This window comes from Burkholderia sp. AU16741, from assembly GCF_002223345.1.
Lineage (GTDB): Bacteria > Pseudomonadota > Gammaproteobacteria > Burkholderiales > Burkholderiaceae > Burkholderia > Burkholderia sola.
On sequence record NZ_NKEZ01000003.1, the window covers coordinates 578,101 to 599,236 of the forward strand.

Genomic DNA, 21,136 nt, shown 5'->3' on the forward strand with positions numbered 1-21,136 from the left:
GATGCGGACATTGCAGTTGAATCACGCCATCTCCGGATGGAAGCGGCTGCCGGCCCTCCTGCTTTGCGCAGCCGCCCTGTTGTCCGTTCACTCCCTTCCCGCCAGCGCCCAGCAACCGGACGATCCCGTCGCGACCCGCAAGGGCGCTGCGGACTGGCTCGACCGCGTCCAGCAGGCCGCGCAGCAGCAGAGCTACGAAGGTACGTTCGTCTATCAGCGCGGCGGGTACGTGCAGTCGTCGCGCATCGCGCACGTGTCGTCCCGCGACGGCGAGTTCGAGCGGATCGAGACGCTCGACGGCAAGCCGCGCAAGCTGCTGCGGCACAACGACGAGCTGTACACGTTCGTGCCCGAGCGCAAGCTGTGCGTGGTCGAGCGCCGTCAGACGCGCGACGCGTTCCCCGCGCTGCTCGGCGCGAGCGGCGAGCACGTGATGTCCGTCTACGATGCGAAGTCGCTCGGCAAGGACCGCGTGGCGGGGATCGACGCGCAGGTCGTCGAACTCGTGCCGAAGGATGCGTACCGTTTCACGTACAAGCTGTGGGCCGATGCGCGCACCGGGCTGCTGCTGCGTTCGCAGACGCTCGACGCGAACGATCGCGTGCTCGAACAGATCGCGTTCTCGCAAGTGCAGACGGGCGGCGCAAGCGGCGACAAGGCCGCGATTGCAGCCGGCATGCGCAACCTGAGCGGCTGGACGGTCGTGCGCCCGCCGGTCGCGACGGTCGACATGGAAGCGCAGGGCTGGCAACTTGCGCCGAGCGTCGCCGGTTTCCAGAAGATTCGTGAAGTGCGCCGGCCGATGGCCGCGCGCGATGCGGGCGATCCGCCGATCCCGGTCGACCAGGCCGTTTTCACCGACGGCCTCGCGACGGTCTCGGTCTTCATCGAGCCGGCCGAGAAAAATACGCGCAAGGAAGGCGCGGGCAGCACCGGTGCGACGCACGTTCTCGTGAAGCGCCGCGGCGACTACTGGATCACCGTGCTCGGCGAAGTGCCGCCGGCAACGTTGCAGCAGTTCGCGTCTGCCATAGAATACAAGGCTTCCAAGTAACGCTACGGCTTCCGACATGACGAAACTCACGCTGCGCAAAGTGCTCGCGGCGGCGGCGCTGTGTGCCTGCCTGCCGCTCGTCCCGCAAACCGCGGTCGCTGTCACGCCTCCCGCTGCCAGCCTGCCCGATTTTGCCGACCTCGTCGAAAAGGTCGGCCCCGCGGTCGTGAACATCCGGACCACCGCGAACGTGCCGGTACCCGGCCCGCGCGGCGTGCTCCCGCCCGGCTTCGACAACGGCGACATGTCGGAATTCTTCCGGCGCTTCTTCGGCATTCCGCTGCCGCAGGCGCCCGGCAATGGTGGCGGCGGCAACGGCGGTAGCCCGAAGAACGCGCCGGCGCCGGACAACGGGCCCGACACCGAGCAGAACCGTGGCGTCGGCTCGGGCTTCATCGTGTCGGCCGACGGTTACGTGATGACCAATGCGCATGTCGTCGACGATGCCGACACCATCTACGTGACGCTGACCGACAAGCGCGAATTCAAGGCGAAGCTGATCGGCGTGGACGACCGCACGGACGTCGCGGTCGTCAAGATTCAGGCGTCGAACCTGCCGGTCGTCGCGATCGGCGATTCGAACAAGGTGCGCGTCGGCGAGTGGGTCGTCGCGATCGGTTCGCCGTTCGGCCTCGACAACACGGTCACGGCCGGTATCGTCAGCTCGAAGAGCCGCAACACGGGTGACTACCTGCCGTTCATTCAGACCGACGTCGCCGTGAACCCCGGCAACTCGGGCGGCCCGCTGATCAACATGCAGGGCGAGGTGATCGGCATCAACTCGCAGATCTACAGCCGCACCGGCGGCTTCATGGGCATTTCGTTCGCGATTCCGATCGACGAGGCGATGCGCGTGGCCGACCAGCTGAAGGCGACCGGCAAGGTCACGCGCGGCCGGATCGCAGTGGCGATCGGCGAGGTGACGAAGGACGTGGCCGACTCGATCGGGCTGCCGAAGGCCGAAGGCGCGCTCGTCAGCAGCGTCGAGCCGGGCGGCCCGGCCGACAAGGCCGGCATCCAGCCGGGCGACATTATCCTGAAGTTCAACGGCCGTCCGGTCGATGCGGCGTCGGACCTGCCGCGCATGGTCGGCGATACGAAGCCCGGCACGAAGGCGACGGTCAACGTGTGGCGCAAGGGTCAGGCACGCGATCTGCCGATCACGATCGCGGAGACGCCGGCCGAGTCGACGGCGAAGGCCGAGCAGCGCAAGAACGCGCCGCAGAAGCCCCGTCAGACCAATTCGCTCGGCCTGACGGTCAGCGACCTGACGGCGGAGCAGATGAAGACGCTGAAGCTGAAGAACGGCGTGCAGATCGACGGTGTCGACGGCCCGGCCGCCCGCGCGGGCCTGCAGCGCGGCGACATCGTGCTGCGCGTGGGCGACATCGACATCGCGAACGCGAAGCAGTTCGCCGACGTGACCGCGCAGCTCGATCCGCAGAAGGCGGTCGCGGTGCTCGTGCGGCGTGGCGACAACACGCAGTTCGTGCCCGTGCGGCCGCGCGCGACCCAGAAGTAACGCGCGGATGTTCACGCTCTACGGCCGCGGTTGGTGCCACCTGTGCGACGACATGCGCGACGCACTGGCGCCTGTGGCGGCCGAATTCGGCGTCGCGGTCGACTACGTCGACATCGACACCGATGCGGCGCTCGTCGCGCGTTACGACGAGGACGTGCCGGTGCTGCTGCTGGACGGCGTGGAAGTGTGCCGCCACCGGTTCGACGACGTGCGGGTGCGCGGCGCGCTGGCGGCCCGGCGTTGAGCCTGGCCTGCCGCCGGCCCGTGCCGCTCGTACGGGGTTTGATCCGGCGGGCGCCCCCGCCGGGCTCGCGCGGGGCGGGCGTCCGAAATCCCGCCCGGCGTAAGCCTTTTCGGCTAAAATAAGCCGTTTTTTCACCGACTTACACAAGGCGTGCTCCGCAGTCGTCGAGCGCGCCTTTTTCGCTTGATCGGCACTGAATGGATCATATTCGCAATTTCTCGATCATCGCGCACATCGACCATGGCAAGTCGACACTCGCGGATCGCATCATCCAGGTATGCGGCGGCCTCGCCGACCGTGAAATGGAAGCGCAGGTGCTCGACTCGATGGATATCGAGCGCGAGCGCGGCATCACGATCAAGGCGCAGACGGCCGCGTTGTCCTATCGCGCACGCGACGGCAAGGTCTACAACCTGAACCTGATCGACACGCCGGGGCACGTCGACTTCTCGTACGAGGTCAGCCGTTCGCTGTCCGCGTGCGAAGGCGCGCTGCTGGTGGTCGACGCGAGCCAGGGCGTCGAGGCGCAGACGGTCGCGAACTGCTACACGGCGATCGAGCTCGGCGTCGAGGTCGTGCCGGTGCTGAACAAGATCGACCTGCCGGCCGCGAACCCCGAGAACGCGATCGAGGAGATCGAGGACGTGATCGGCATCGACGCGACCGACGCGACGCGCTGCAGCGCGAAGACGGGCCTCGGCGTGGAAGACGTGCTCGAATCGCTGATCGCGAAGGTGCCGCCGCCGAAGGGCGACCCGGCCGCGCCGCTGCAGGCGCTGATCATCGATTCGTGGTTCGACAACTACGTCGGCGTCGTGATGCTCGTGCGCATCGTCAACGGCACGCTGCGTCCGAAGGACAAGATCAAGATGATGGCGACCGGCGCGCAGTACCCGGTCGAGCACGTCGGCGTATTCACGCCGAAGTCGCGCAATCTCGAGTCGCTGTCGGCCGGGCAGGTGGGCTTCATCATCGCGGGCATCAAGGAGCTGACGGCCGCGAAGGTCGGCGATACCGTCACGCACGCCGCCAAGCCCGCCGCCGAGCCGCTGCCGGGCTTCAAGGAAGTGAAGCCGCAGGTGTTCGCGGGGCTCTATCCGGTCGAGGCGAACCAGTACGATGCGCTGCGCGAATCGCTCGAGAAGCTGAAGCTGAACGACGCCTCGTTGCAGTACGAGCCGGAAGTGTCGCAGGCGCTCGGCTTCGGTTTTCGCTGCGGCTTCCTCGGGCTGCTGCACATGGAAATCGTGCAGGAGCGGCTCGAGCGCGAATTCGACATGGATCTCATCACGACCGCGCCGACGGTCGTCTACGAGGTCGTGCAGAGCGACGGCTCGACGATCATGGTCGAGAACCCGGCGAAGATGCCGGAGCCCGGCCGCATCGCCGAAGTGCGCGAGCCGATCGTCACCGTGAATCTCTACATGCCGCAGGATTACGTCGGCTCGGTGATCACGCTGTGCGAGCAGAAGCGCGGCTCGCAGATCAACATGCAGTATCACGGCCGCCAGGTGCAGCTCACGTACGAGATCCCGATGGCCGAGATCGTGCTCGACTTCTTCGATCGCCTGAAGTCGGTGTCGCGCGGCTATGCGTCGATGGACTACGAGTTCAAGGAATACCGCTCGTCGGACGTCGTGAAGGTCGACATGCTGATCAACGGCGACAAGGTCGACGCGCTGTCGATCATCGTGCACCGGTCGCAGTCGCAATACCGCGGCCGCGAAGTCGCCGCGAAGATGCGCGAGATCATTCCGCGCCAGATGTACGACGTGGCGATCCAGGCCGCGATCGGCCCGCACATCGTCGCGCGCGAGAACATCAAGGCATTGCGCAAGAACGTGCTCGCGAAGTGCTACGGCGGCGACATCACGCGGAAGAAGAAACTGCTCGAGAAGCAGAAAGAAGGTAAGAAACGCATGAAGCAGGTGGGTTCGGTCGAGATCCCGCAGGAGGCGTTCCTCGCGATCTTGCGCGTCGAAGACAAATAACAGGACTGATCCTTTTATGAATTTTGCGCTGATTCTTTTTGTGCTCGTCGTCGTGACGGGCGTAGCGTGGGTGCTGGACAAACTGGTGTTCCTGCCGCGGCGTCGCAAGGCGGCCGACTCGGCGATCGAAGAGTTCGATCGCCAGCAGTCGCGCATCGACAAGCGTTTCGCGGACGAAAACGCGGCGCAGACGCGTTCGAAGCTGCGTGACGAAAAGCTACGCCAGCCGTGGTGGCTCGAGTACACGGCAAGCTTCTTCCCGGTGATCCTGGCCGTGTTCGTCGTGCGTTCGTTCGTCGTCGAGCCGTTCAAGATTCCGTCGGGCTCGATGGTGCCGACGCTGCTCGTCGGCGACTTCATCCTCGTCAACAAGTTCGAGTACGGGCTGCGCCTGCCGATCACCAACACGAAGATCACGCAGGGCAGCCCGCTGTCGCGCGGCGACGTCGTCGTGTTCCGCTATCCGAAGGACGAGTCGGTCGACTACATCAAGCGCGTGATCGGCCTGCCGGGCGATACCGTCGCGTACCAGGACAAGCAACTGACGATCAACGGCCAGCCGGTGCCCGAAACGCCGCTGCCCGATTTCTTCGACGACGAGCGCCAGAATTACGCGAAGCAGTTCGAGGAAACGATCGGCAACAAGAAGAACGCGATCCTCAACAACCCGGCCGTGCCGCCGTTCGTGATGGGCGCATACGACTATCCGTATCGCGACAACTGCACGTACAACAGCCGCGGCGTGATCTGCAAGGTGCCGCCCGGTCACTACTTCATGATGGGCGACAACCGCGACAACAGCGCGGACAGCCGCTACTGGGGTTTCGTGCCGGACCAGAACATCGTCGGCCGCGCGTTCTTCATCTGGATGAACTTCAGCGACCTGAAGCGCATCGGTTTCTTCAACTGATCGCATTCGATGCACACGCAATACGCGACGCACGGGCCGCGTCGCGTATTGCCGAACTACTTTAAGAACCGGCGGTAACACCGCCTCGTCACGCCTTTTCGTGTCCGGCCGTGCCGTTTCGGCCCGACCGGCCGCCCGCGTTATACTCCTGCACATGCCCTCATCCCAGCTGGAAAGCCGGCTGCGCTACGAATTTCGCAATGCGGAATTGTTGCGCCAGGCTTTGACCCATCGCAGTCACAGTGCCACGCACAACGAACGGCTCGAGTTTCTCGGCGATTCCGTTCTGAATTGCGCGGTGGCCGCCCTTTTGTTCCAGCGCTTCGGCAAGCTGGACGAAGGCGACCTGTCGCGCGTACGCGCCAACCTCGTCAAACAGCAGTCGCTGTACGAAATCGCTCAGGCCCTGAATATCTCGGACGGCCTGCGGCTGGGCGAGGGCGAGCTGCGCAGCGGCGGGTTCCGTCGCCCGTCGATCCTCGCGGACGCGTTCGAAGCCATCATCGGGGCCGTGTTCCTCGATGGCGGCTTCGAAGCCGCCCAAGGGGTCATCAAGCGCCTCTATATCCCGATTCTCGACCACATCGATCCGCGCACGCTCGGCAAGGACGCGAAGACGCTGCTGCAGGAATACCTGCAGGGGCACAAGATCGCGCTGCCGACCTATACGGTCGTCGCGACGCATGGTGCGGCGCACAATCAGCAGTTCGAGGTCGAGTGCACGGTGCCGAAGCTGGACGTGAAGGTAGCGGGTTCCGGCGCGAGCCGGCGCGCGGCCGAGCAGGCCGCCGCGAAGAAGGCGCTCGACGAAGTGATGGCGGCCGCGCCGATGCTGGCCGCGAAGCCGAAGCGCTCGAAAAACGCGCGCGGCTCCAAGCATGTCGAGCCCGAGATCGTGCCGGGTGTGAAGGGTGTGCAGGAAGCGCTCGACCTGCGCTCGCCCGAGCGGAAGGAACGTGCGGCGGCGCGCGAGGCCCGGGCGGGTGGTGCGGTGCCGGCGGCAACCGCCGCAGCTGCAACCGCCGGGGCTGCGGGCGCCGAGCCGGCCGTCGCGCCGATGGCCGCGATTCGCGCGGCGCATGTCGAGCCGCCGACGGACAAGGGCGAACGGGCGGCGAAGCCGGCGGCCGACAAGGTTGCCGACAAACCGGCCGAGCGGGCCGACAAGGCCGCAGACAAGCCCGCCGAGGCCGCGCCGCGCGCAGCCGACAAGCCGGCCGGCCATGCAGCCGATCCGGCATCGTCGTCGGCCGACAAGCTTGCCGCGGGCACCGATTCCGCCGCGCGCACGCCGGCGCGCGCACGCGATGCCGCGGCACCCGACGCCGATACGCCGCCCGGCGGCGCGAGCCTGGCTGCCGCGCAGGCGCGCGTGGCCGATGCCGACCACTGAATTGCCCATCGATCGTGCCGCGCGTCGCGCGGCCGTTTCCGAACCTGTCTCCCAAACGATATGAACACTCCCGCTCCTACCGGTTTCCGTTGCGGCATGATCGCGATCGTGGGCCGTCCGAACGTCGGCAAGTCGACGTTGATGAACGCACTCGTCGGCCAGAAGATCAGCATCACGTCGCGCAAGGCGCAGACGACCCGTCACCGCATCACCGGCATCAACACGTTCGACGACGCGCAATTCGTGTTCGTCGACACGCCCGGTTTCCAGACCCGTCACAGCACCGCGCTGAACCGGTCGCTGAACCGCGCGGTCACGTCGACGCTCACCTCGGTCGACGTGATCCTGTTCGTGATCGAGGCCGGCCGCTTCGGCCCCGACGACCAGAAGGTGCTCGACCTGATCCCGCCCGGCATGCCGACGCTGCTGATCGCGAACAAGATCGATCGCGTGAACGACAAGGCCACGCTGTTCCCGTTCATGCAGAAGGTGAGCGGGCTGCGCGAATTCACCGAGCTCGTGCCGCTGTCGGCGCAGAAGCCGGAAGACATCAAGCGCCTGCTGGACACGATCAAGCCGTATCTGCCGGAAGGCGAGCCGATCTACGGCGAGGACGAGCTGACCGACCGCAGCTCGCGCTTTCTCGCGGCCGAAATCCTGCGCGAGAAGGTATTCCGCTGGACCGGCGACGAGCTGCCCTACACGAGCACCGTGCTGATCGACAAGTTCGAGGAGGAGGGGCGCCTGAAGCGCATCTTCGCGACGATCCTCGTCGAGCGCGATTCGCACAAGGCGATGGTGATCGGCAAGAAGGGCGAGAAGCTCAAGCAGATCAGCACCGAGGCGCGGATGGACATGGAGAAGCTGTTCGACGGCCCCGTGTACCTCGAGACCTTCGTGAAGGTGAAGAGCGGCTGGGCCGACAACGAGGCGGGGCTGCGTGCCTATGGGTACGAATGACGCGCTGACGTCGACCGAAGACGCGGTGACGGCCGGCGCGAACGACGCGCCGCTGCCGGCACCGCCCGAACCGCCGCGCAAGGCGCGGCGCGCGACGTCTCGCACGTCCGATTTCCGCGTCGCCGAGCAGCCGGCGTTCGTGCTGCACAGCTATCCGTATCGGGAAACGAGCCTGATCGTCGACGTGCTGACGCGCGACCACGGCCGGCTCGCGCTCGTCGCGAAGGGCGCGAAGCGCCCGCACTCCGCATTGCGCGGTGTATTGCAGACCTTCCAGCCGCTGCTGCTGTCGTGGTCGGGCAAATCCGAGGTGCGCACGCTGACGGGCGCCGAGTGGGTCGGCGGGATGCTGCCGCTCGGCGGCGATGGGCTGTTGTGCGGTTTCTACGCGAACGAACTGCTCGTGAAATTCTGCGCGCGCGAGGATCCGCAGCCGCCGCTGTTCAATCATTACGTGCTGACCCTTACGCGTCTCGCGCACGGCGAGCCCGCCGTGCAGGTGCTGCGCTCGTTCGAGCGCGTGCTGCTGCGCGAGACCGGCTACGCGATGGCGCTGAACCGCACGGTCGCCCGCCGCGCGGTCGAACCCGAGCGCCGCTACGTGTTCGATCCCGAGCGCGGCGTGCGCAATGCGGACGACGACGTGCCGTCGCACTGGCCGGTGATTACCGGACAGACGTTGCTCGACATGGAGCAGGACGATTACCATCGAGCCCAGACGGTTGCGCAGAGCAAGACGCTGATGCGCTTCCTGCTGAACACCTATCTCGGCGGTACGCCGCTCGCTACGCGTCAGATCCTGATCGACCTGCAAAACCTATGAGCTTCTTCCTGACCACGCCCACCGCCATCGATCTTGGCGTGAACATCGACCACGTCGCGACGCTGCGCAATGCGCGCGGGACGCGCTATCCCGATCCGATCCGCGCGGCGCTCGCGGCCGAAGAGGCCGGTGCGGATGCGATCACGCTGCACCTGCGCGAGGATCGTCGCCACATCGTCGACGCGGACGTCCGCGAGCTGCGCCCGCTGCTGAAGACGCGCATGAACCTCGAATGCGCGGTGACGGCCGAGATGCTCGACATCGCGTGCGAGGTGCGTCCGCACGACGCGTGCCTCGTGCCGGAGAAGCGCGAGGAGCTGACGACCGAAGGGGGGCTCGACGTGGCCGGTCACTTCGAGGCCGTGCGTGCGGCGTGCAAGCAGCTTGCCGACGTGGGCGTGCGCGTGTCGCTGTTCATCGATCCGGACGACACGCAGATCCGCGCCGCGCACGAAGCGGGCGCGCCGGTGATCGAGCTGCATACGGGCCGCTACGCCGAAGCGCACGACGAAGCGGAGCAGCAGCGCGAATACGAGCGTATCGTCGCGGGCGTGCAGGCCGGCGCGCGGCTCGGCCTGAAGGTCAATGCGGGCCACGGGCTGCATTACACGAACGTGCAGCAGATCGCCGCGATCGACGGCATCGTCGAGTTGAACATCGGCCACGCGATCGTCGCGCACGCGATCTTCGCGGGCTGGGACAACGCGGTGCGCGAGATGAAGGCGATCATGGTTGCCGCACGCGTCGCCGCGCTGCACGGCGGCGCGCGGTGACGATGCGAGGCCGTGCCACGCACGCCGTGTGCGACGCGCCTGACCCGGTCTCGCCGGGGCGTGCCGACGGAGACTGACATGGCGATCTACGGCATCGGTACCGACATCGCGCAGGTGAGCCGCGTCGCGGCCGTGCTCGAACGCACGGGCGGCCGGTTTGCCGAGAAGGTGCTCGGCCCCGACGAACTGCGCGTGTTCCGCGCGCGGCGCGCACGTTCCGAGGCGCGCGGCATCGCGTTTCTCGCGACGCGCTTCTCCGCGAAGGAAGCGTTCTCGAAGGCGATCGGGCTCGGCATGCACTGGCCGATGACGTGGCGCGCGCTGCAGACGCTCAATCACCCGAGCGGCGAGCCGTACGTGCTCGCATCGGGCGAGCTGGCCGACTGGCTGGCCGCGCGCGGCATCACGGCGCGCGTGACGGTCAGCGACGAACGCGATTACGCGGTGTCGTTCGTGGTCGCCGAAACGGACGCCGCGCCGCCTGCACCTGCACCTGCACCTGTTTCCCGAACCTCCTCCTGACGGAATTCCCGATTTGATGAAAACGACTCCCGGCCCGGTCATGCTCGACGTCGTCGGCACGACCCTGTCGCGCGACGATGCGCGGCGCCTCGCGCATCCGAATACCGGCGGCGTGATCCTGTTCGCGCGGCACTTCCAGAACCGTGCGCAACTGACCGCGCTGACCGACGCGATCCGCGCGGTGCGCGAAGACATCCTGATCGCCGTCGATCACGAGGGCGGGCGCGTGCAGCGGTTCCGCACCGACGGCTTCACGGTGCTTCCCGCGATGCGCCGCCTGGGCGAACTGTGGGATCGCGACGTGCTGCTCGCGACGAAGGTCGCGACCGCCGTCGGCTACATCCTGGCCGCCGAGTTGCGCGCGTGCGGGATCGACATGAGCTTCACGCCCGTGCTCGATCTCGACTACGGGCACTCGAAGGTGATCGGCGATCGTGCATTCCATCGCGACCCGCGCGTCGTCACGCTGCTCGCGAAGAGCCTGAACCACGGGCTGTCGCTCGCGGGCATGGCGAACTGCGGCAAGCATTTCCCCGGGCACGGCTTCGCGGAGGCCGATTCGCACGTCGCGCTCCCGACCGACGACCGCACGCTCGAGGCGATCCTTAAGCAGGACGTCGCGCCGTACGACTGGCTCGGGCTGTCGCTTGCCGCGGTGATTCCCGCGCACGTGATCTATACGCAGGTCGACAAGCGGCCGGCCGGATTCTCGCGCGTGTGGCTGCAGGACATCCTGCGCGGCAAGCTCGGCTTCACGGGCGCGATCTTCAGCGACGACCTGTCGATGGAAGCCGCCCGCGAAGGCGGCACGCTCACGCAGGCCGCCGACGCCGCGCTCGCCGCCGGGTGCGACATGGTGCTCGTCTGCAACCAGCCGGACGCGGCCGAAGTCGTGTTGAACGGATTGAAGGCGCGGGCCTCGGCCGAGTCGGCGCGGCGCATCAAGCGGATGCGCGCGCGCGGCAAGGCGCTCAAGTGGGACAAGCTGATCGCGCAGCCCGAATATCGGCAGGCGCAGGCGCTGCTGAGCAGCGCGCTGGCGTAAGCGGCCGGGGAGGGCGCGCCGCGCGCCGTCCCGATACGGTCGCGCCAAACGAAAAGCCGCGCGGTTGCGCGGCTTTTTCATGGGCTGCGACAGCCCGATCGTGCAGTCGTCGGAACGCGCTTCTGCGCAACTAACGGTCAGATCCGGCAGTGCCCGTATTCGAGCCCGCCCGCTCAGTTCACCTTCATCCGCTGCAGCTTGTTGTACAGCGTCTTCGGGCTGATGCCGAGCAGCGTCGCCGCACGGTGGCGCGTCCCGCCGACCGCGTCGAGCGTCGCGCGGATCAGCAGATCCTCGACGTCCGACAGCGGGGTGCCGACCTTGATCTGCACGCTGCTGCCGTTCAGCGCGGCGCCGGCGGAGAAGCTGGCCTCGCCCGCACGCAGCGTCTCGATGAAGTCGCCCGAGGCGTCGTATGCGAAACGCACGCGCTCCTGCAGTTCGCGCACGTTGCCCGGCCATTCGTACGACAGGCATTCGCGCACGAAGCCCGGCGCCGCCCGCTTGTCGGTCGTGCTGCGGCCGGTCGCGCGCGCTTCGCGGTTCAATTCGTCGATCTGCGCGTCGGCGATCGCGAGCGCATCGCCGTCGCGCTCGCGCAGCGGCGGCATCGTGATCGACGCCGCGTCGAGGCGCAGCCACAGATCCTCGCGCAGCGTGCCGTTCGCCACCGCTTCGCGTGCCGGGCGGCGCGTGGCCGCGATCAGCCGGAAATCGCTGGTGATCGAGCTCGTGCCGCCGATCCGCATGAAGTTCTGCGAATCGAGCGCGTGCAGCAGCGCTTCCTGGAGCACGAGCGGCAATGCGGTGATTTCGTCGAGGAACAGCGTGCCGCCGCCGGCCTGCTCGAACAGGCCCGATTCGCGGCGTTCGGCGCCGTCGAACGCGCCGCGTTCGTGGCCGAACAGCACGCTATCGAGCGACGCGCCGTGCCGGCCGCCCTGCGCGAGCAGGCGGCAGTCGAACGACACGAACGGCCCCTTGCGGCGCCGGCTCAGTTCGTGCAGCGTGCGCGCGGCCAGCTTCTTGCCGGTGCCGGCTTCGCCCGAGAACAGCACGGCCGTTTCGGTGCGGGCGTTGTGCTCGATCATGTCGTACACGTGCTGCATCGCGTCGCTGCGGCCGACGAGCGCGCCGAAGCGGCCGAGATGGCGCAGCGATGCACGCAGCGACTGCACTTCGTCGATCAGTTCGTAAGGACGGGGAATTCGCGCGAGCAGGCTGCGCAGCCGCGGGATGTTGATCGGCTTGAGCAGGTAGTCCCAGATGCCGTGACGCAGGCCTTCGATGGCGCTCTCGACCGTCGCGTTGCCCGTCAGCACGATCACGGGCAGCGAGCCGTTCGGCTGTTGCTGCGGCAGGTGCTGGAGCAGGTCGAAGCCGCTGCCGTCCGGCAGGTTCAGGTCGACGAGCACGACGTCGGGAATCGAGCGGCCGAGCGCCGTGCGCGCTTCGGCGAGCGACGTGGCCGTGTCGACCGAGAAGCCGTCTGCGGCGAGCAGCGCGGTGAGGCCTGACAGGCTGTTGGGATCGTCTTCGACAATCAGGGCGTGTGGCATGGTGGACGCGAGTCGAGTCAAGAGAGGCGGGCTGTCGGGCAGCGGACCGCAGCCGCATGTCGGATTAAAGACTGATTTTATGCCCCGCCGAACGCGTCACGCGCATTATTTCTCCGGCGCTATAAAACAGTTACCGATGATACAAATTGAATATCTTTACCGGTGGCTTTTGTGCTGCTTCTCGCGCCGACTTGTGGCAGCTGTTGTCGCCGGACAAACAAAAAGCGCCCCGAGGGGCGCTTTGTTCGATGCGGTATCGCTGACGATTACGCGCGGCTGCGGTATTCGTTCGTGCGCGTATCGATTTCGATCTTGTCGCCGGTGTTGCAGAACAGCGGCACTTGCAGTTCGAAGCCGGTCGCCAGCTTCGCGTTCTTCAGCACCTTGCCCGACGACGTGTCGCCCTTGACGGCCGGTTCCGTGTAGGTGATTTCGCGAACGAGGATGGTCGGCAGTTCGACCGAGATCGCCTTCTCGTTGTAGAACACGACTTCGCAAGCCATGCCGTCTTCAAGGTAGTTCAGCGCTTCGCCCATCATTTCGGCTTCGACTTCGTACTGGTTGTAGTCGGCGTCCATGAACACGTACATCGGGTCGGCGAAGTACGAGTACGTCACTTCCTTGCGGTCGAGCACGACGACGTCGAACTTGTCGTCGGCCTTGTAGACCGATTCCTGACCTGCGTTCGTCAGCAGGTTCTTCATCTTCATCTTGACGACGGCCGAGTTACGACCCGACTTGTTGTATTCCGCCTTTGCGATGACCCATGCTTCGCTGCCGATCTGCACGACGTTGCCTACGCGGAGTTCCTGTGCGGTCTTCATAAAAACTGTCCTGATCCAATCAAATAAATAGGTGCCTGAGCGTTGCGCAACGGCTGACGGCGCAAGCGGCGGGGCGTTCCGGTGGGCGCCAAGTGCCCATGCGCGAGCGCTTGCGTGGTCAGCCGTCGGATAACCGCTTATTTTAACTGAGATTTTGCGTATTCCGCCAGCTTTCCCGCGAGATCGCCGACGGCCGCGAGCGCGTCGGCCCAGCGGAGCGCATTGGCGTCCAGCGCGGCGCGGTGTTGCCAGAAATCGGCCCAGTCGGGCGTGCCGACGCCGTTCCACGCATGCCAGAACCGCTCGAGCGCCGCGCGCGGCGCATCGGCGAGGCCGCCCGACAGGTGTGCGAGCGCGGCATCGAGCTTGGGCAGGTGCACGTCGTCGGCCTGCGGGTAGATGTGCCACACGAACGGCTTGCGCGCCCACTGCGCGCGCACGAACGAATCCTCGCCGCGCACGAAATTGAGATCGGCGACCCACAGCAGCGGGTCGTAGTCGGCCTGCGGAACGAACGCCAGGCCATGGGCGGTCAGGTTGCCGCTGCGCGCGTGCGCGCCCGCCGCGAACGCTTCGACCCCGAAAAAGCGCGCGACGGCGGGCGACAGCCGCCCGGCCGGCACGAGCGCGACGACCGGCGACGGGCCGTCGCGCCACTGCGCGAGCAGCGCGTCGACGGCCGGGTTTTCATAGGCGAACAGGCTGACGACCGTCGTGCCGGGCGCGGGGGGCGCCCCGCCGGTCGCGCGCTGCCACCACGCGGCGCGGGCTGCCGGATCGGCATCGAAGGCCGCGCGGCGCGCGTCGAGGTCGCGCTCCTTCGGCACGCCGCCGGTGCCGGCCGACAGGCCCGGGAAGAAGAACGTCTTCAGCAGCGGGTAGCGCGGATGCGGCGACGGCCGCAAATGGAAATCGGCGACCCAGTCCTCGGCGCTCAGGTATTCGAGGTTGATCCACACGGGGCGCCGCGCGCGCCGCGCCATCGCCGCGAGATACGCGCCGGGCAGCTCGCATGCGAACGCCTCGATCACGACATCGGCGATGTCCAGCGCGTCGCCGACTTCCGCATGCCAGTGCTCGATCACGATCGCGTCGACCGCCTGCCGCCCCGCGTCGGGATCGACTTCCGGCAGCAGGCGCGCGAACGTGTGCAGGTCGTCGACGAACAGCCGAACCTGCCAGCCGTGCTCGTGCGCGAGCTGGCGCGCGACGCGCCAGCACACGCCGATGTCGCCGAAATTGTCGATCACCGTGCAGAAGAGGTCGCAAGCGATCGGTTCGCCCGGTGCGAGCGGGACGGCGGAGAGGGGAGCAGCGGCGGTGGGTGGCATCGAAGCGGACGGGTGAATGCTCTAAACTGGCGATTCTAATAGACCCGTTCCGCGTTACAAGGCGCCCGGATCACGCATGACATCCCCAGAAGCCCCCGATACTCCGTTCGAACCGAAGAAGATCCTTGCGCAGTTGCCGCACATGCCGGGCGTCTATCGCTATTACGACACGGCGGGCGCCGTCCTCTACGTCGGCAAGGCGCGCGACCTGAAAAAGCGCGTGTCGAGCTATTTCACGAAGACGCAACTGTCGCCGCGCATCGCGATGATGGTCACGCGCATCGCGCGCATCGAAACGACCGTCACGCGCTCGGAAGCCGAAGCGCTGTTGCTCGAGAACAACCTGATCAAGGCGCTCGCGCCGCGATACAACATCCTGTTTCGCGACGACAAGTCGTATCCGTACCTGAAGCTCACCGCGCACCGCTTTCCGCGGATGGCCTACTACCGCGGCTCGGTCGACAAGCAGAACCAGTACTTCGGGCCGTTCCCGAGCGCATGGGCCGTGCGCGAGAGCATCCAGATCCTGCAGCGCGTGTTCCAGTTGCGGACCTGCGAGGACTCGGTCTTCAACAACCGCACGCGGCCGTGCCTGCTGCATCAGATCGGGCGTTGCACGGCGCCGTGCGTCGGCGCGATCTCCGACGAGGATTACGCGGTCGACGTGTCGAACGCCGCGCGGTTCCTGCTCGGCCGGCAGTCCGAAGTGATGAAGGAACTCGAGCAGAAGATGCACGCGTTCGCGGCCGAGCTGAAATTCGAGCAGGCGGCGGCCGTGCGCAACCAGATGAGCTCGCTCGCGACGGTGCTGCACCAGCAGGCGATCGAGGTCGGCAGCGACAGCGACGTGGACATCCTGGCCGTCGTCGCGCTGGGCGGACGCGTGTGCGTGAACCTCGCGATGGTGCGCGGCGGCCGGCACCTTGGCGACAAGGCGTATTTCCCGACGCACGTCGAGAGCGCGTTGACGCTCGCCGAAGGCGGCCTCGGCGAAGAGACCGAGCCGGCGGAGGCGGCCGGTGCGACGGTCGATACGCCGGTCGATGCGGTGCCCGATCAGCCCGCGGAAGAGGCGGGCAGCGCGCGCGGCGCGGCGGCAGCGTCGGTCGAGGCCGAGGTGCTCGATGCATTCATCGCGCAACACTATCTCGGCAACCGCGTGCCGCCCGTGCTCGTCGTCAGCCATGCGCCCGCGAGCCGCGACCTGCTGGCGCTGCTGTCCGAGCAGGCCGGCTACAAGGTGTCGCTGGTGCGGCAACCGCAGGGGCAGCGGCGCGCGTGGCTGGCGATGGCCGAGCAGAACGCGCGGCTCGCGCTCGCACGGCTGCTGTCCGAGCAAGGCTCGCAACAGGCGCGCACGCGCGCGCTGGCGGATACGCTGAGCTACGATAGCGACGATCTCGCGACGCTGCGGATCGAATGCTTCGACATCAGCCATACGATGGGCGAGGCGACGCAGGCGTCGTGCGTCGTCTATCACCATCACAAGATGCAGTCGAGCGAATACCGTCGCTACAACATCACGGGCATCACGCCGGGCGACGATTACGCGGCGATGCGGCAGGTGCTCACGCGCCGCTACGAGAAGATGGTCGAGCAGGCCGCGCAGGCGGCGGCCGCCGACGAAGCGGCCGGCATCGACGGCGAATCGACCCGGGAGGCCGAAGCGTCGAGCCTGTTGCCGAACATCGTGCTGATCGACGGCGGCAAGGGTCAGGTCGAGATCGCGCGGCAGGTGTTCACCGAGCTCGGCCTCGACACGTCGATGCTGGTCGGCGTCGCGAAAGGCGAGGGGCGCAAGGTCGGCCTCGAGACGCTCGTGTTCGCGGACGGCCGCGCGCCGCTCGAACTCGGCAAGGAGAGCGCCGCGCTGATGCTCGTCGCGCAAATCCGCGACGAGGCGCACCGCTTCGCGATCACCGGCATGCGGGCGAAGCGGGCGAAAGCGCGCCAGACGTCGCGGCTCGAGGAGCTCGAAGGCGTCGGCGCGAAGCGCCGCCAACGGCTCCTCGCGCGCTTCGGCGGGCTGCGCGGCGTGGTGGCCGCAAGTATCGAGGAGCTGGCGAGCGTCGAAGGCATTTCGCACGCGCTCGCCGAGCAGATCTACAAGCAGCTTCACTGACGCGGCCGTGCGGCCGGCGGCGTTGCCAGCGTTCTTGTGGCAGGCCGGTCGACACGGCACAATTGCGAATCCTTTACTGTCCCGCATGCCATGCCGTTCAATTTCCCGATTTTCCTGACGTGGGTACGGATCGTGCTGATTCCGCTCGTCGTCGGCGTGTTCTATCTGCCGGACACGGTGATGGGCGGCGCGCACCGCAATCTCGCGGCGGCGGCGATCTTCATTCTCGCGGCGCTGACCGACTGGTTCGACGGCTTCCTGGCCCGCAAATGGAACCAGACGTCGTCGTTCGGCGCGTTTCTCGACCCGGTGGCGGACAAGCTGATGGTGACGGCCGCGCTGCTGATCCTCGTGCAGATTTCGCGGGTCGACGCGGCGATCGCGCTCGTGATCGTCGGTCGCGAGATCGCGATTTCGGCGTTGCGCGAATGGATGGCGCAGATTGGCGCGTCGAAGAGCGTCGCGGTGAACCAGCTCGGCAAGTTCAAGACCGCGTGCCAGATGGTCGCGATTCCGATGCTGCTGTTCTACGGGCCGCTGCCGCTCGGCGTCGTGACGATCGATACGCGCGTGTGGGGCGAGTGGCTGATGTATCTGGCCGCGGTGCTGACGATCTGGTCGATGCTGTACTACATGAAGCTCGCGTGGCCGCAGATTCGCGAGCGCGGCGGCGCGTGACCCGCGCGCCTGTTCGGCAGCGGTTTTTGTAAAAAGGGCTGGAAAAGCCCTTGACACACGAATGTGCCTTCGACATAATCTCGCTTCTCCGCTGCACGACGAATTAAGTGTGTGACGGGGAAGCAGTAGCGTAGCAATACGCGGGAGTAGCTCAGTTGGTAGAGCGCAACCTTGCCAAGGTTGAGGTCGCGAGTTCGAGACTCGTCTCCCGCTCCAGATTTTTCTGGCGGCGTGTTGGTCGGCAAAGCGCTGCAGATGCAGGACACATGCGGGAGTAGCTCAGTTGGTAGAGCGCAACCTTGCCAAGGTTGAGGTCGCGAGTTCGAGACTCGTCTCCCGCTCCAGATTTTTTCTGGCAGCGTGTTGGTCGGCGAAGCGCTGCAGGTGCAGGACAATGCGGGAGTAGCTCAGTTGGTAGAGCGCAACCTTGCCAAGGTTGAGGTCGCGAGTTCGAGACTCGTCTCCCGCTCCAGTAATGGGGAAGCCACGCTTCCCTTTTTATTTGATGGACTTCCGGTCCTCGAATGGAAATCTGTCGCTTGCCTCACGGCATCCGGACAGTCCGCTTTTGGCGCGATAGCAAAGCGGTTATGCAGCGGCCTGCAAAGCCGTTTAGGCCGGTTCGACTCCGGCTCGCGCCTCCAGAAAAAGCCCCGCTTCGGCGGTAATGCCGTTCAGTTAAGAACTGAACGGCATTTTTGTTTTGGGTGTTGTAAACGGTGATGGAGGCTGTTAACCTGCGTCGCCATGCTTGATGACACCCTGAATTTTCTCGCTGAAGAACAGGAGACGCCCGACTGGGCTCGTCTGGGTGAGCACTTGCCCTACGAGTGGATTGAGCAGGTGGTGGCTTACACGGGACGGGCGAGCATCCGGCAACGCCGCTTGCCCGCTGAACAGGTTGTTTGGCTGGTTATTGCGCTGGCATTGTATCGGCATCAATCGATCAGCGAGGTTGTCGACGATCTCGATCTTGCGCTACCGGATATGCAGGCGCCGTTCGTCAGCAAGAGCGCTGTCGCTCAGGCCCGGCAGCGCCTGGGCGCGCAACCACTGAAGGCGCTGTTCGAATTGTCGGCCAAGGCGTGGGCCGAGCAGGACCGCAAACAATACCTGTTCAAGGGGTTGAGCCTGTTTGCGATGGATGGCACGACGCTCAGGACGGCGGACACCCCCGAACATCGGGCTCATTTCGGCGCCCAGGTTTATGCCGGCAACACCATCGCCAGTTATCCGCAGGTCCGTGGCGTGACGCTGACTGCCGTGCCCACGCACCTGATCCGCAGCGCGGCGTTCGGTCCGTATGGCACGAACGAGATGCTATATGCCAAGGATCTGCTCGACGCCATCCCCGATGATTCGCTGACGGTATTCGACAAGGGGTTTCTATCTGCAGAAATCCTGTGTGGCTTGAGCCGCGCGGGTTCGAACCGTCACTTCCTCATCCCGGCCAAGGCCAACACCAAATGGGAAGTCATCGAGGGAACGCCTGATGATGCGGTGGTAAGCATGCGCGTGTCGCCCCAGGCACGCAAGAAATGCCCGGACCTGCCAGAGGTGTGGCAGGCGCGAGCCGTCACCCTGGTCGACTCAAGTGCCCGCAAGCGCGTACTGCTGACGTCACTGTTCGACCGAAAACGCTACACGAGCGCCGATATCGTGGCCTGCTATGCGCGCCGCTGGCAAATTGAAACCAGCTATCGAGAACTCAAGCAGACGATGATGGGCATGGCGCCGATCCTGCGCAGCCGCAGCGTTGAGGGGGTGTATCAGGAAATCTGGGGCGCGCTGATTGCCTACAACCTCGTGCGATTGGAGATTGCCAAGGCCGCGCTTGCGGTGAAGTGCGAGCCGACCGAGATTAGCTTCGTGCGCGCCTTCCACGTCATCCAGTACGAATTGCACTGGGCCGCGGTTACCCGTGCGCAGGGCAAACTCCCAGCCCTGCTGCAACGACTGCGACTACGTCTGGTCGCGCTACTCAAAGAAGAACGGCCCGCTCGAAAATTCGAGCGGGCCGTGAAGGCCGTGCCAAAACGCTATGCCGTCCGCGTCCTTAAAAAGAACCTTAACTGAACGGCATTACCGCTTCGGCGGGGCTTTTCTTTTTGCATCGCCGGAAAGCCGTCGCGCACGATGCATGCGACGGCCACCACGCGAGATCACCCATCCACCGGCTGCGCCGGCGTCTCGAGCTTCAACTGATAGAACGCCGCGTCGAGCCAGCGGCCGAACTTGAATCCCGCCTCCGCGACCGTGCCCGAGTGCGCGAACCCCAGCTTCGTATGCAGCGCGATGCTGCCGGCATTGGCCGCGTCGATGCAGCCGACCAGTACGTGCACTTGCGCGTCGCGCGCACGCCGCACCACTTCGCGCAACAGCAGTTCGCCGAGCCCGCGCCCGCGCTGATCGTTGCGCACGTAGACGCTGTGTTCGACCGTGTACTTGAAGGCCGGGAACGCGCGGAACGTACCCCAGCTCGCGAAGCCGAGCAGCGTGCCCGCTGCGTCGACGGCGCCGATGACCGGAAAACCGCCCGCGCGCTTCGTCGCGAACCACGCGACCATCGCTTCCGGCGGGCGCGGCTGGTAGTCGTACAGCGCGGTCGAGTTCACGATCGCGTCGTTGAGAATCTCGAGAATGGCCGCTGCGTGCTCGGCCTCGCTGCAATCGATCAGGCGCACGTCGTCGCGCTGTGTCGGGGCATTCATACGGGTTCCTTCCTGTTTGGCTTTAAACCGGTGGTGCGCACGATGCGCGCATCACGCGCTTCGCATGCCGGCGGCGGACGCATCGCAGATCGCGACGACATAGCGCGCGGCATGCGACGACGGATTGCTGAAGATCAGCGGCCGGTCAAGCCGCATGGCGAGGCAGTCGCCTTCGCGAAGTTCGTGAAGCGAATCGCCCAACGTGACGTCGACGCGGCCGCTGATGATCCACACCTGCTGATGCAGCGCGCTTTCGCGTCCGCCGCTGTCGTACGCGACGCGCGCGCCGGGCGGGAAATCGACCTCGACGAGCTGGATCGGCGACGGCCAGCCGGCCGGCGACAGGTTGCGCCGCACATAGCCGGACGCCGGGTCGCGCCATTCGGCCTGCTGCCCGCGCCGTGCGAGCGGCTGGGCGGGCGCGTCGTCCCGGTCGCCGCCGAACAGCCCGGCCAGCGATACGCCGAGGCCGGCCGCGAGCTTGTCGAGTACGACGGCCGTCGGGCTGGCCGACGCGCGTTCGATGAGCGAGATCATCGAACGGCTGACGCCGGAACGCGCGGCCAGCGCGTCGAGCGTGTAGCCTCGAACGGCGCGCAGGTCGCGCACGCGCCGGGCAATGCGCTCGTTGATGCCGGTATCGTCGGCCGTGGTGTTCGCTGATTCTTTCATGA

The 21,136-nt window shown here is 66.2% G+C and carries 19 protein-coding genes and 4 tRNA genes; 18 read left to right on the forward strand and 5 right to left on the reverse strand.

Annotation, left to right across the window (positions count from 1 at the left end; genetic code table 11):
- The first annotated feature begins 1 nt into the window (after position 1).
- The 11 genes from CFB89_RS05195 (at position 2) to nagZ (ending at position 11,237) form a co-directional block, all read left to right on the forward strand.
- Complete coding sequence (locus CFB89_RS05195; RefSeq protein ID WP_089466987.1) at positions 2–1,054, forward strand: MucB/RseB C-terminal domain-containing protein; 1,053 nt, start codon at positions 2–4, stop codon at positions 1,052–1,054.
- Positions 1,055–1,070: 16 nt separating this feature from the next.
- Complete coding sequence (locus tag CFB89_RS05200) at positions 1,071–2,576, forward strand: DegQ family serine endoprotease (protein WP_089466988.1); 1,506 nt, start codon at positions 1,071–1,073, stop codon at positions 2,574–2,576.
- A gap of 7 nt (positions 2,577–2,583) precedes the next feature.
- Positions 2,584–2,820, forward strand: a complete 237-nt coding sequence (locus CFB89_RS05205; protein ID WP_089466989.1) for a glutaredoxin family protein — start codon at positions 2,584–2,586, stop codon at positions 2,818–2,820.
- Positions 2,821–3,017: 197 nt separating this feature from the next.
- Positions 3,018–4,811, forward strand: a complete 1,794-nt coding sequence (lepA, locus tag CFB89_RS05210) for a translation elongation factor 4 (RefSeq protein ID WP_089466990.1) — start codon at positions 3,018–3,020, stop codon at positions 4,809–4,811.
- A gap of 16 nt (positions 4,812–4,827) precedes the next feature.
- Positions 4,828–5,721: a signal peptidase I gene (gene lepB / locus CFB89_RS05215; RefSeq protein WP_089466991.1), complete on the forward strand. Its 894-nt coding sequence runs from the start codon at positions 4,828–4,830 to the stop codon at positions 5,719–5,721.
- Between the two features lie 154 nt (positions 5,722–5,875).
- Entirely contained in the window at positions 5,876–7,114 is a 1,239-nt protein-coding gene (gene rnc / locus CFB89_RS05220; protein ID WP_089466992.1) for a ribonuclease III, read from the forward strand.
- 60 nt (positions 7,115–7,174) lie between these two features.
- A complete protein-coding gene (era, locus tag CFB89_RS05225; protein ID WP_050011463.1) occupies positions 7,175–8,074 on the forward strand; it encodes a GTPase Era in 900 nt (299 codons plus the stop codon).
- Complete coding sequence (gene recO / locus CFB89_RS05230; RefSeq protein ID WP_006476492.1) at positions 8,061–8,897, forward strand: DNA repair protein RecO; 837 nt, start codon at positions 8,061–8,063, stop codon at positions 8,895–8,897. The genes era and recO overlap by 14 nt, the downstream gene beginning before the upstream one ends.
- Complete coding sequence (pdxJ, locus tag CFB89_RS05235; RefSeq protein WP_011544945.1) at positions 8,894–9,670, forward strand: pyridoxine 5'-phosphate synthase; 777 nt, start codon at positions 8,894–8,896, stop codon at positions 9,668–9,670. The genes recO and pdxJ overlap by 4 nt, the downstream gene beginning before the upstream one ends.
- Before the next feature lie 78 nt (positions 9,671–9,748).
- A complete protein-coding gene (gene acpS / locus CFB89_RS05240) occupies positions 9,749–10,192 on the forward strand; it encodes a holo-ACP synthase (RefSeq protein ID WP_089466993.1) in 444 nt (147 codons plus the stop codon).
- Between the two features lie 16 nt (positions 10,193–10,208).
- On the forward strand, positions 10,209–11,237 hold the full coding sequence (nagZ, locus tag CFB89_RS05245; RefSeq protein WP_089466994.1) for a beta-N-acetylhexosaminidase: 1,029 nt from the start codon (positions 10,209–10,211) through the stop codon (positions 11,235–11,237).
- A 173-nt stretch (positions 11,238–11,410) separates the two neighbouring features.
- On the opposite strand, the gene CFB89_RS05250 is transcribed toward nagZ, so the two are convergent.
- The 3 genes from CFB89_RS05250 to earP all read right to left on the reverse strand — a co-directional run bounded on the left by CFB89_RS05250 (position 11,411) and on the right by earP (position 14,951).
- Complete coding sequence (locus CFB89_RS05250; RefSeq protein WP_089466995.1) at positions 11,411–12,796, reverse strand: sigma-54 dependent transcriptional regulator; 1,386 nt, start codon at positions 12,794–12,796, stop codon at positions 11,411–11,413.
- Positions 12,797–13,062: 266 nt separating this feature from the next.
- Positions 13,063–13,620 carry an elongation factor P gene (gene efp / locus CFB89_RS05255; protein ID WP_044844759.1) on the reverse strand — a complete coding sequence of 186 codons (558 nt, stop codon included), beginning with the start codon at positions 13,618–13,620 and terminating at the stop codon, positions 13,063–13,065.
- Between the two features lie 137 nt (positions 13,621–13,757).
- Positions 13,758–14,951 carry an elongation factor P maturation arginine rhamnosyltransferase EarP gene (earP, locus tag CFB89_RS05260; RefSeq protein WP_089466996.1) on the reverse strand — a complete coding sequence of 398 codons (1,194 nt, stop codon included), beginning with the start codon at positions 14,949–14,951 and terminating at the stop codon, positions 13,758–13,760.
- Positions 14,952–15,027: 76 nt separating this feature from the next.
- Between earP and uvrC the strand changes: the two genes are divergently transcribed.
- From uvrC to CFB89_RS05295, 7 genes are all read left to right on the forward strand, one after another.
- Positions 15,028–17,073, forward strand: a complete 2,046-nt coding sequence (uvrC, locus tag CFB89_RS05265) for an excinuclease ABC subunit UvrC (RefSeq protein WP_089466997.1) — start codon at positions 15,028–15,030, stop codon at positions 17,071–17,073.
- 90 nt (positions 17,074–17,163) lie between these two features.
- Entirely contained in the window at positions 17,164–17,751 is a 588-nt protein-coding gene (gene pgsA, locus CFB89_RS05270) for a CDP-diacylglycerol--glycerol-3-phosphate 3-phosphatidyltransferase (protein WP_011544951.1), read from the forward strand.
- Between the two features lie 140 nt (positions 17,752–17,891).
- Positions 17,892–17,967: transfer RNA gene (locus CFB89_RS05275), tRNA-Gly, on the forward strand.
- 52 nt (positions 17,968–18,019) lie between these two features.
- Positions 18,020–18,095 (forward strand) — tRNA-Gly (locus CFB89_RS05280).
- Positions 18,096–18,147: 52 nt separating this feature from the next.
- Positions 18,148–18,223, forward strand: a tRNA-Gly gene (locus tag CFB89_RS05285).
- A gap of 98 nt (positions 18,224–18,321) precedes the next feature.
- Positions 18,322–18,395 (forward strand) — tRNA-Cys (locus tag CFB89_RS05290).
- Between the two features lie 103 nt (positions 18,396–18,498).
- Positions 18,499–19,827: an IS4 family transposase gene (locus tag CFB89_RS05295; protein ID WP_089466718.1), complete on the forward strand. Its 1,329-nt coding sequence runs from the start codon at positions 18,499–18,501 to the stop codon at positions 19,825–19,827.
- A gap of 86 nt (positions 19,828–19,913) precedes the next feature.
- Here the strand turns inward: CFB89_RS05295 and CFB89_RS05300 are convergent, their stop codons facing one another.
- Both CFB89_RS05300 and CFB89_RS05305 read right to left on the reverse strand, forming a co-directional pair.
- The gene (locus tag CFB89_RS05300; protein ID WP_089466998.1) at positions 19,914–20,462 is read right to left on the reverse strand and encodes a GNAT family N-acetyltransferase; all 549 of its coding nucleotides are present in this window, start codon (positions 20,460–20,462) and stop codon (positions 19,914–19,916) included.
- Between the two features lie 51 nt (positions 20,463–20,513).
- On the reverse strand, positions 20,514–21,134 hold the full coding sequence (locus CFB89_RS05305) for a helix-turn-helix domain-containing protein (RefSeq protein ID WP_089466999.1): 621 nt from the start codon (positions 21,132–21,134) through the stop codon (positions 20,514–20,516).
- Between the last annotated feature and the right edge of the window lie 2 nt (positions 21,135–21,136).

Coding starts and splice junctions, on each gene's coding strand:
- CFB89_RS05195 (WP_089466987.1), top strand. CDS start 2: ATGCGGACATTGCAGTTGAATCACGCCATCTCCGGATGGAAGCGGCTG.
- CFB89_RS05200 (WP_089466988.1), top strand. CDS start 1,071: ATGACGAAACTCACGCTGCGCAAAGTGCTCGCGGCGGCGGCGCTGTGT.
- CFB89_RS05205 (WP_089466989.1), top strand. CDS start 2,584: ATGTTCACGCTCTACGGCCGCGGTTGGTGCCACCTGTGCGACGACATG.
- lepA (WP_089466990.1), top strand. CDS start 3,018: ATGGATCATATTCGCAATTTCTCGATCATCGCGCACATCGACCATGGC.
- lepB (WP_089466991.1), top strand. CDS start 4,828: ATGAATTTTGCGCTGATTCTTTTTGTGCTCGTCGTCGTGACGGGCGTA.
- rnc (WP_089466992.1), top strand. CDS start 5,876: ATGCCCTCATCCCAGCTGGAAAGCCGGCTGCGCTACGAATTTCGCAAT.
- era (WP_050011463.1), top strand. CDS start 7,175: ATGAACACTCCCGCTCCTACCGGTTTCCGTTGCGGCATGATCGCGATC.
- recO (WP_006476492.1), top strand. CDS start 8,061: ATGGGTACGAATGACGCGCTGACGTCGACCGAAGACGCGGTGACGGCC.
- pdxJ (WP_011544945.1), top strand. CDS start 8,894: ATGAGCTTCTTCCTGACCACGCCCACCGCCATCGATCTTGGCGTGAAC.
- acpS (WP_089466993.1), top strand. CDS start 9,749: ATGGCGATCTACGGCATCGGTACCGACATCGCGCAGGTGAGCCGCGTC.
- nagZ (WP_089466994.1), top strand. CDS start 10,209: ATGAAAACGACTCCCGGCCCGGTCATGCTCGACGTCGTCGGCACGACC.
- CFB89_RS05250 (WP_089466995.1), bottom strand. CDS start 12,796: ATGCCACACGCCCTGATTGTCGAAGACGATCCCAACAGCCTGTCAGGC.
- efp (WP_044844759.1), bottom strand. CDS start 13,620: ATGAAGACCGCACAGGAACTCCGCGTAGGCAACGTCGTGCAGATCGGC.
- earP (WP_089466996.1), bottom strand. CDS start 14,951: ATGCCACCCACCGCCGCTGCTCCCCTCTCCGCCGTCCCGCTCGCACCG.
- uvrC (WP_089466997.1), top strand. CDS start 15,028: ATGACATCCCCAGAAGCCCCCGATACTCCGTTCGAACCGAAGAAGATC.
- pgsA (WP_011544951.1), top strand. CDS start 17,164: ATGCCGTTCAATTTCCCGATTTTCCTGACGTGGGTACGGATCGTGCTG.
- CFB89_RS05295 (WP_089466718.1), top strand. CDS start 18,499: ATGCTTGATGACACCCTGAATTTTCTCGCTGAAGAACAGGAGACGCCC.
- CFB89_RS05300 (WP_089466998.1), bottom strand. CDS start 20,462: ATGAATGCCCCGACACAGCGCGACGACGTGCGCCTGATCGATTGCAGC.
- CFB89_RS05305 (WP_089466999.1), bottom strand. CDS start 21,134: ATGAAAGAATCAGCGAACACCACGGCCGACGATACCGGCATCAACGAG.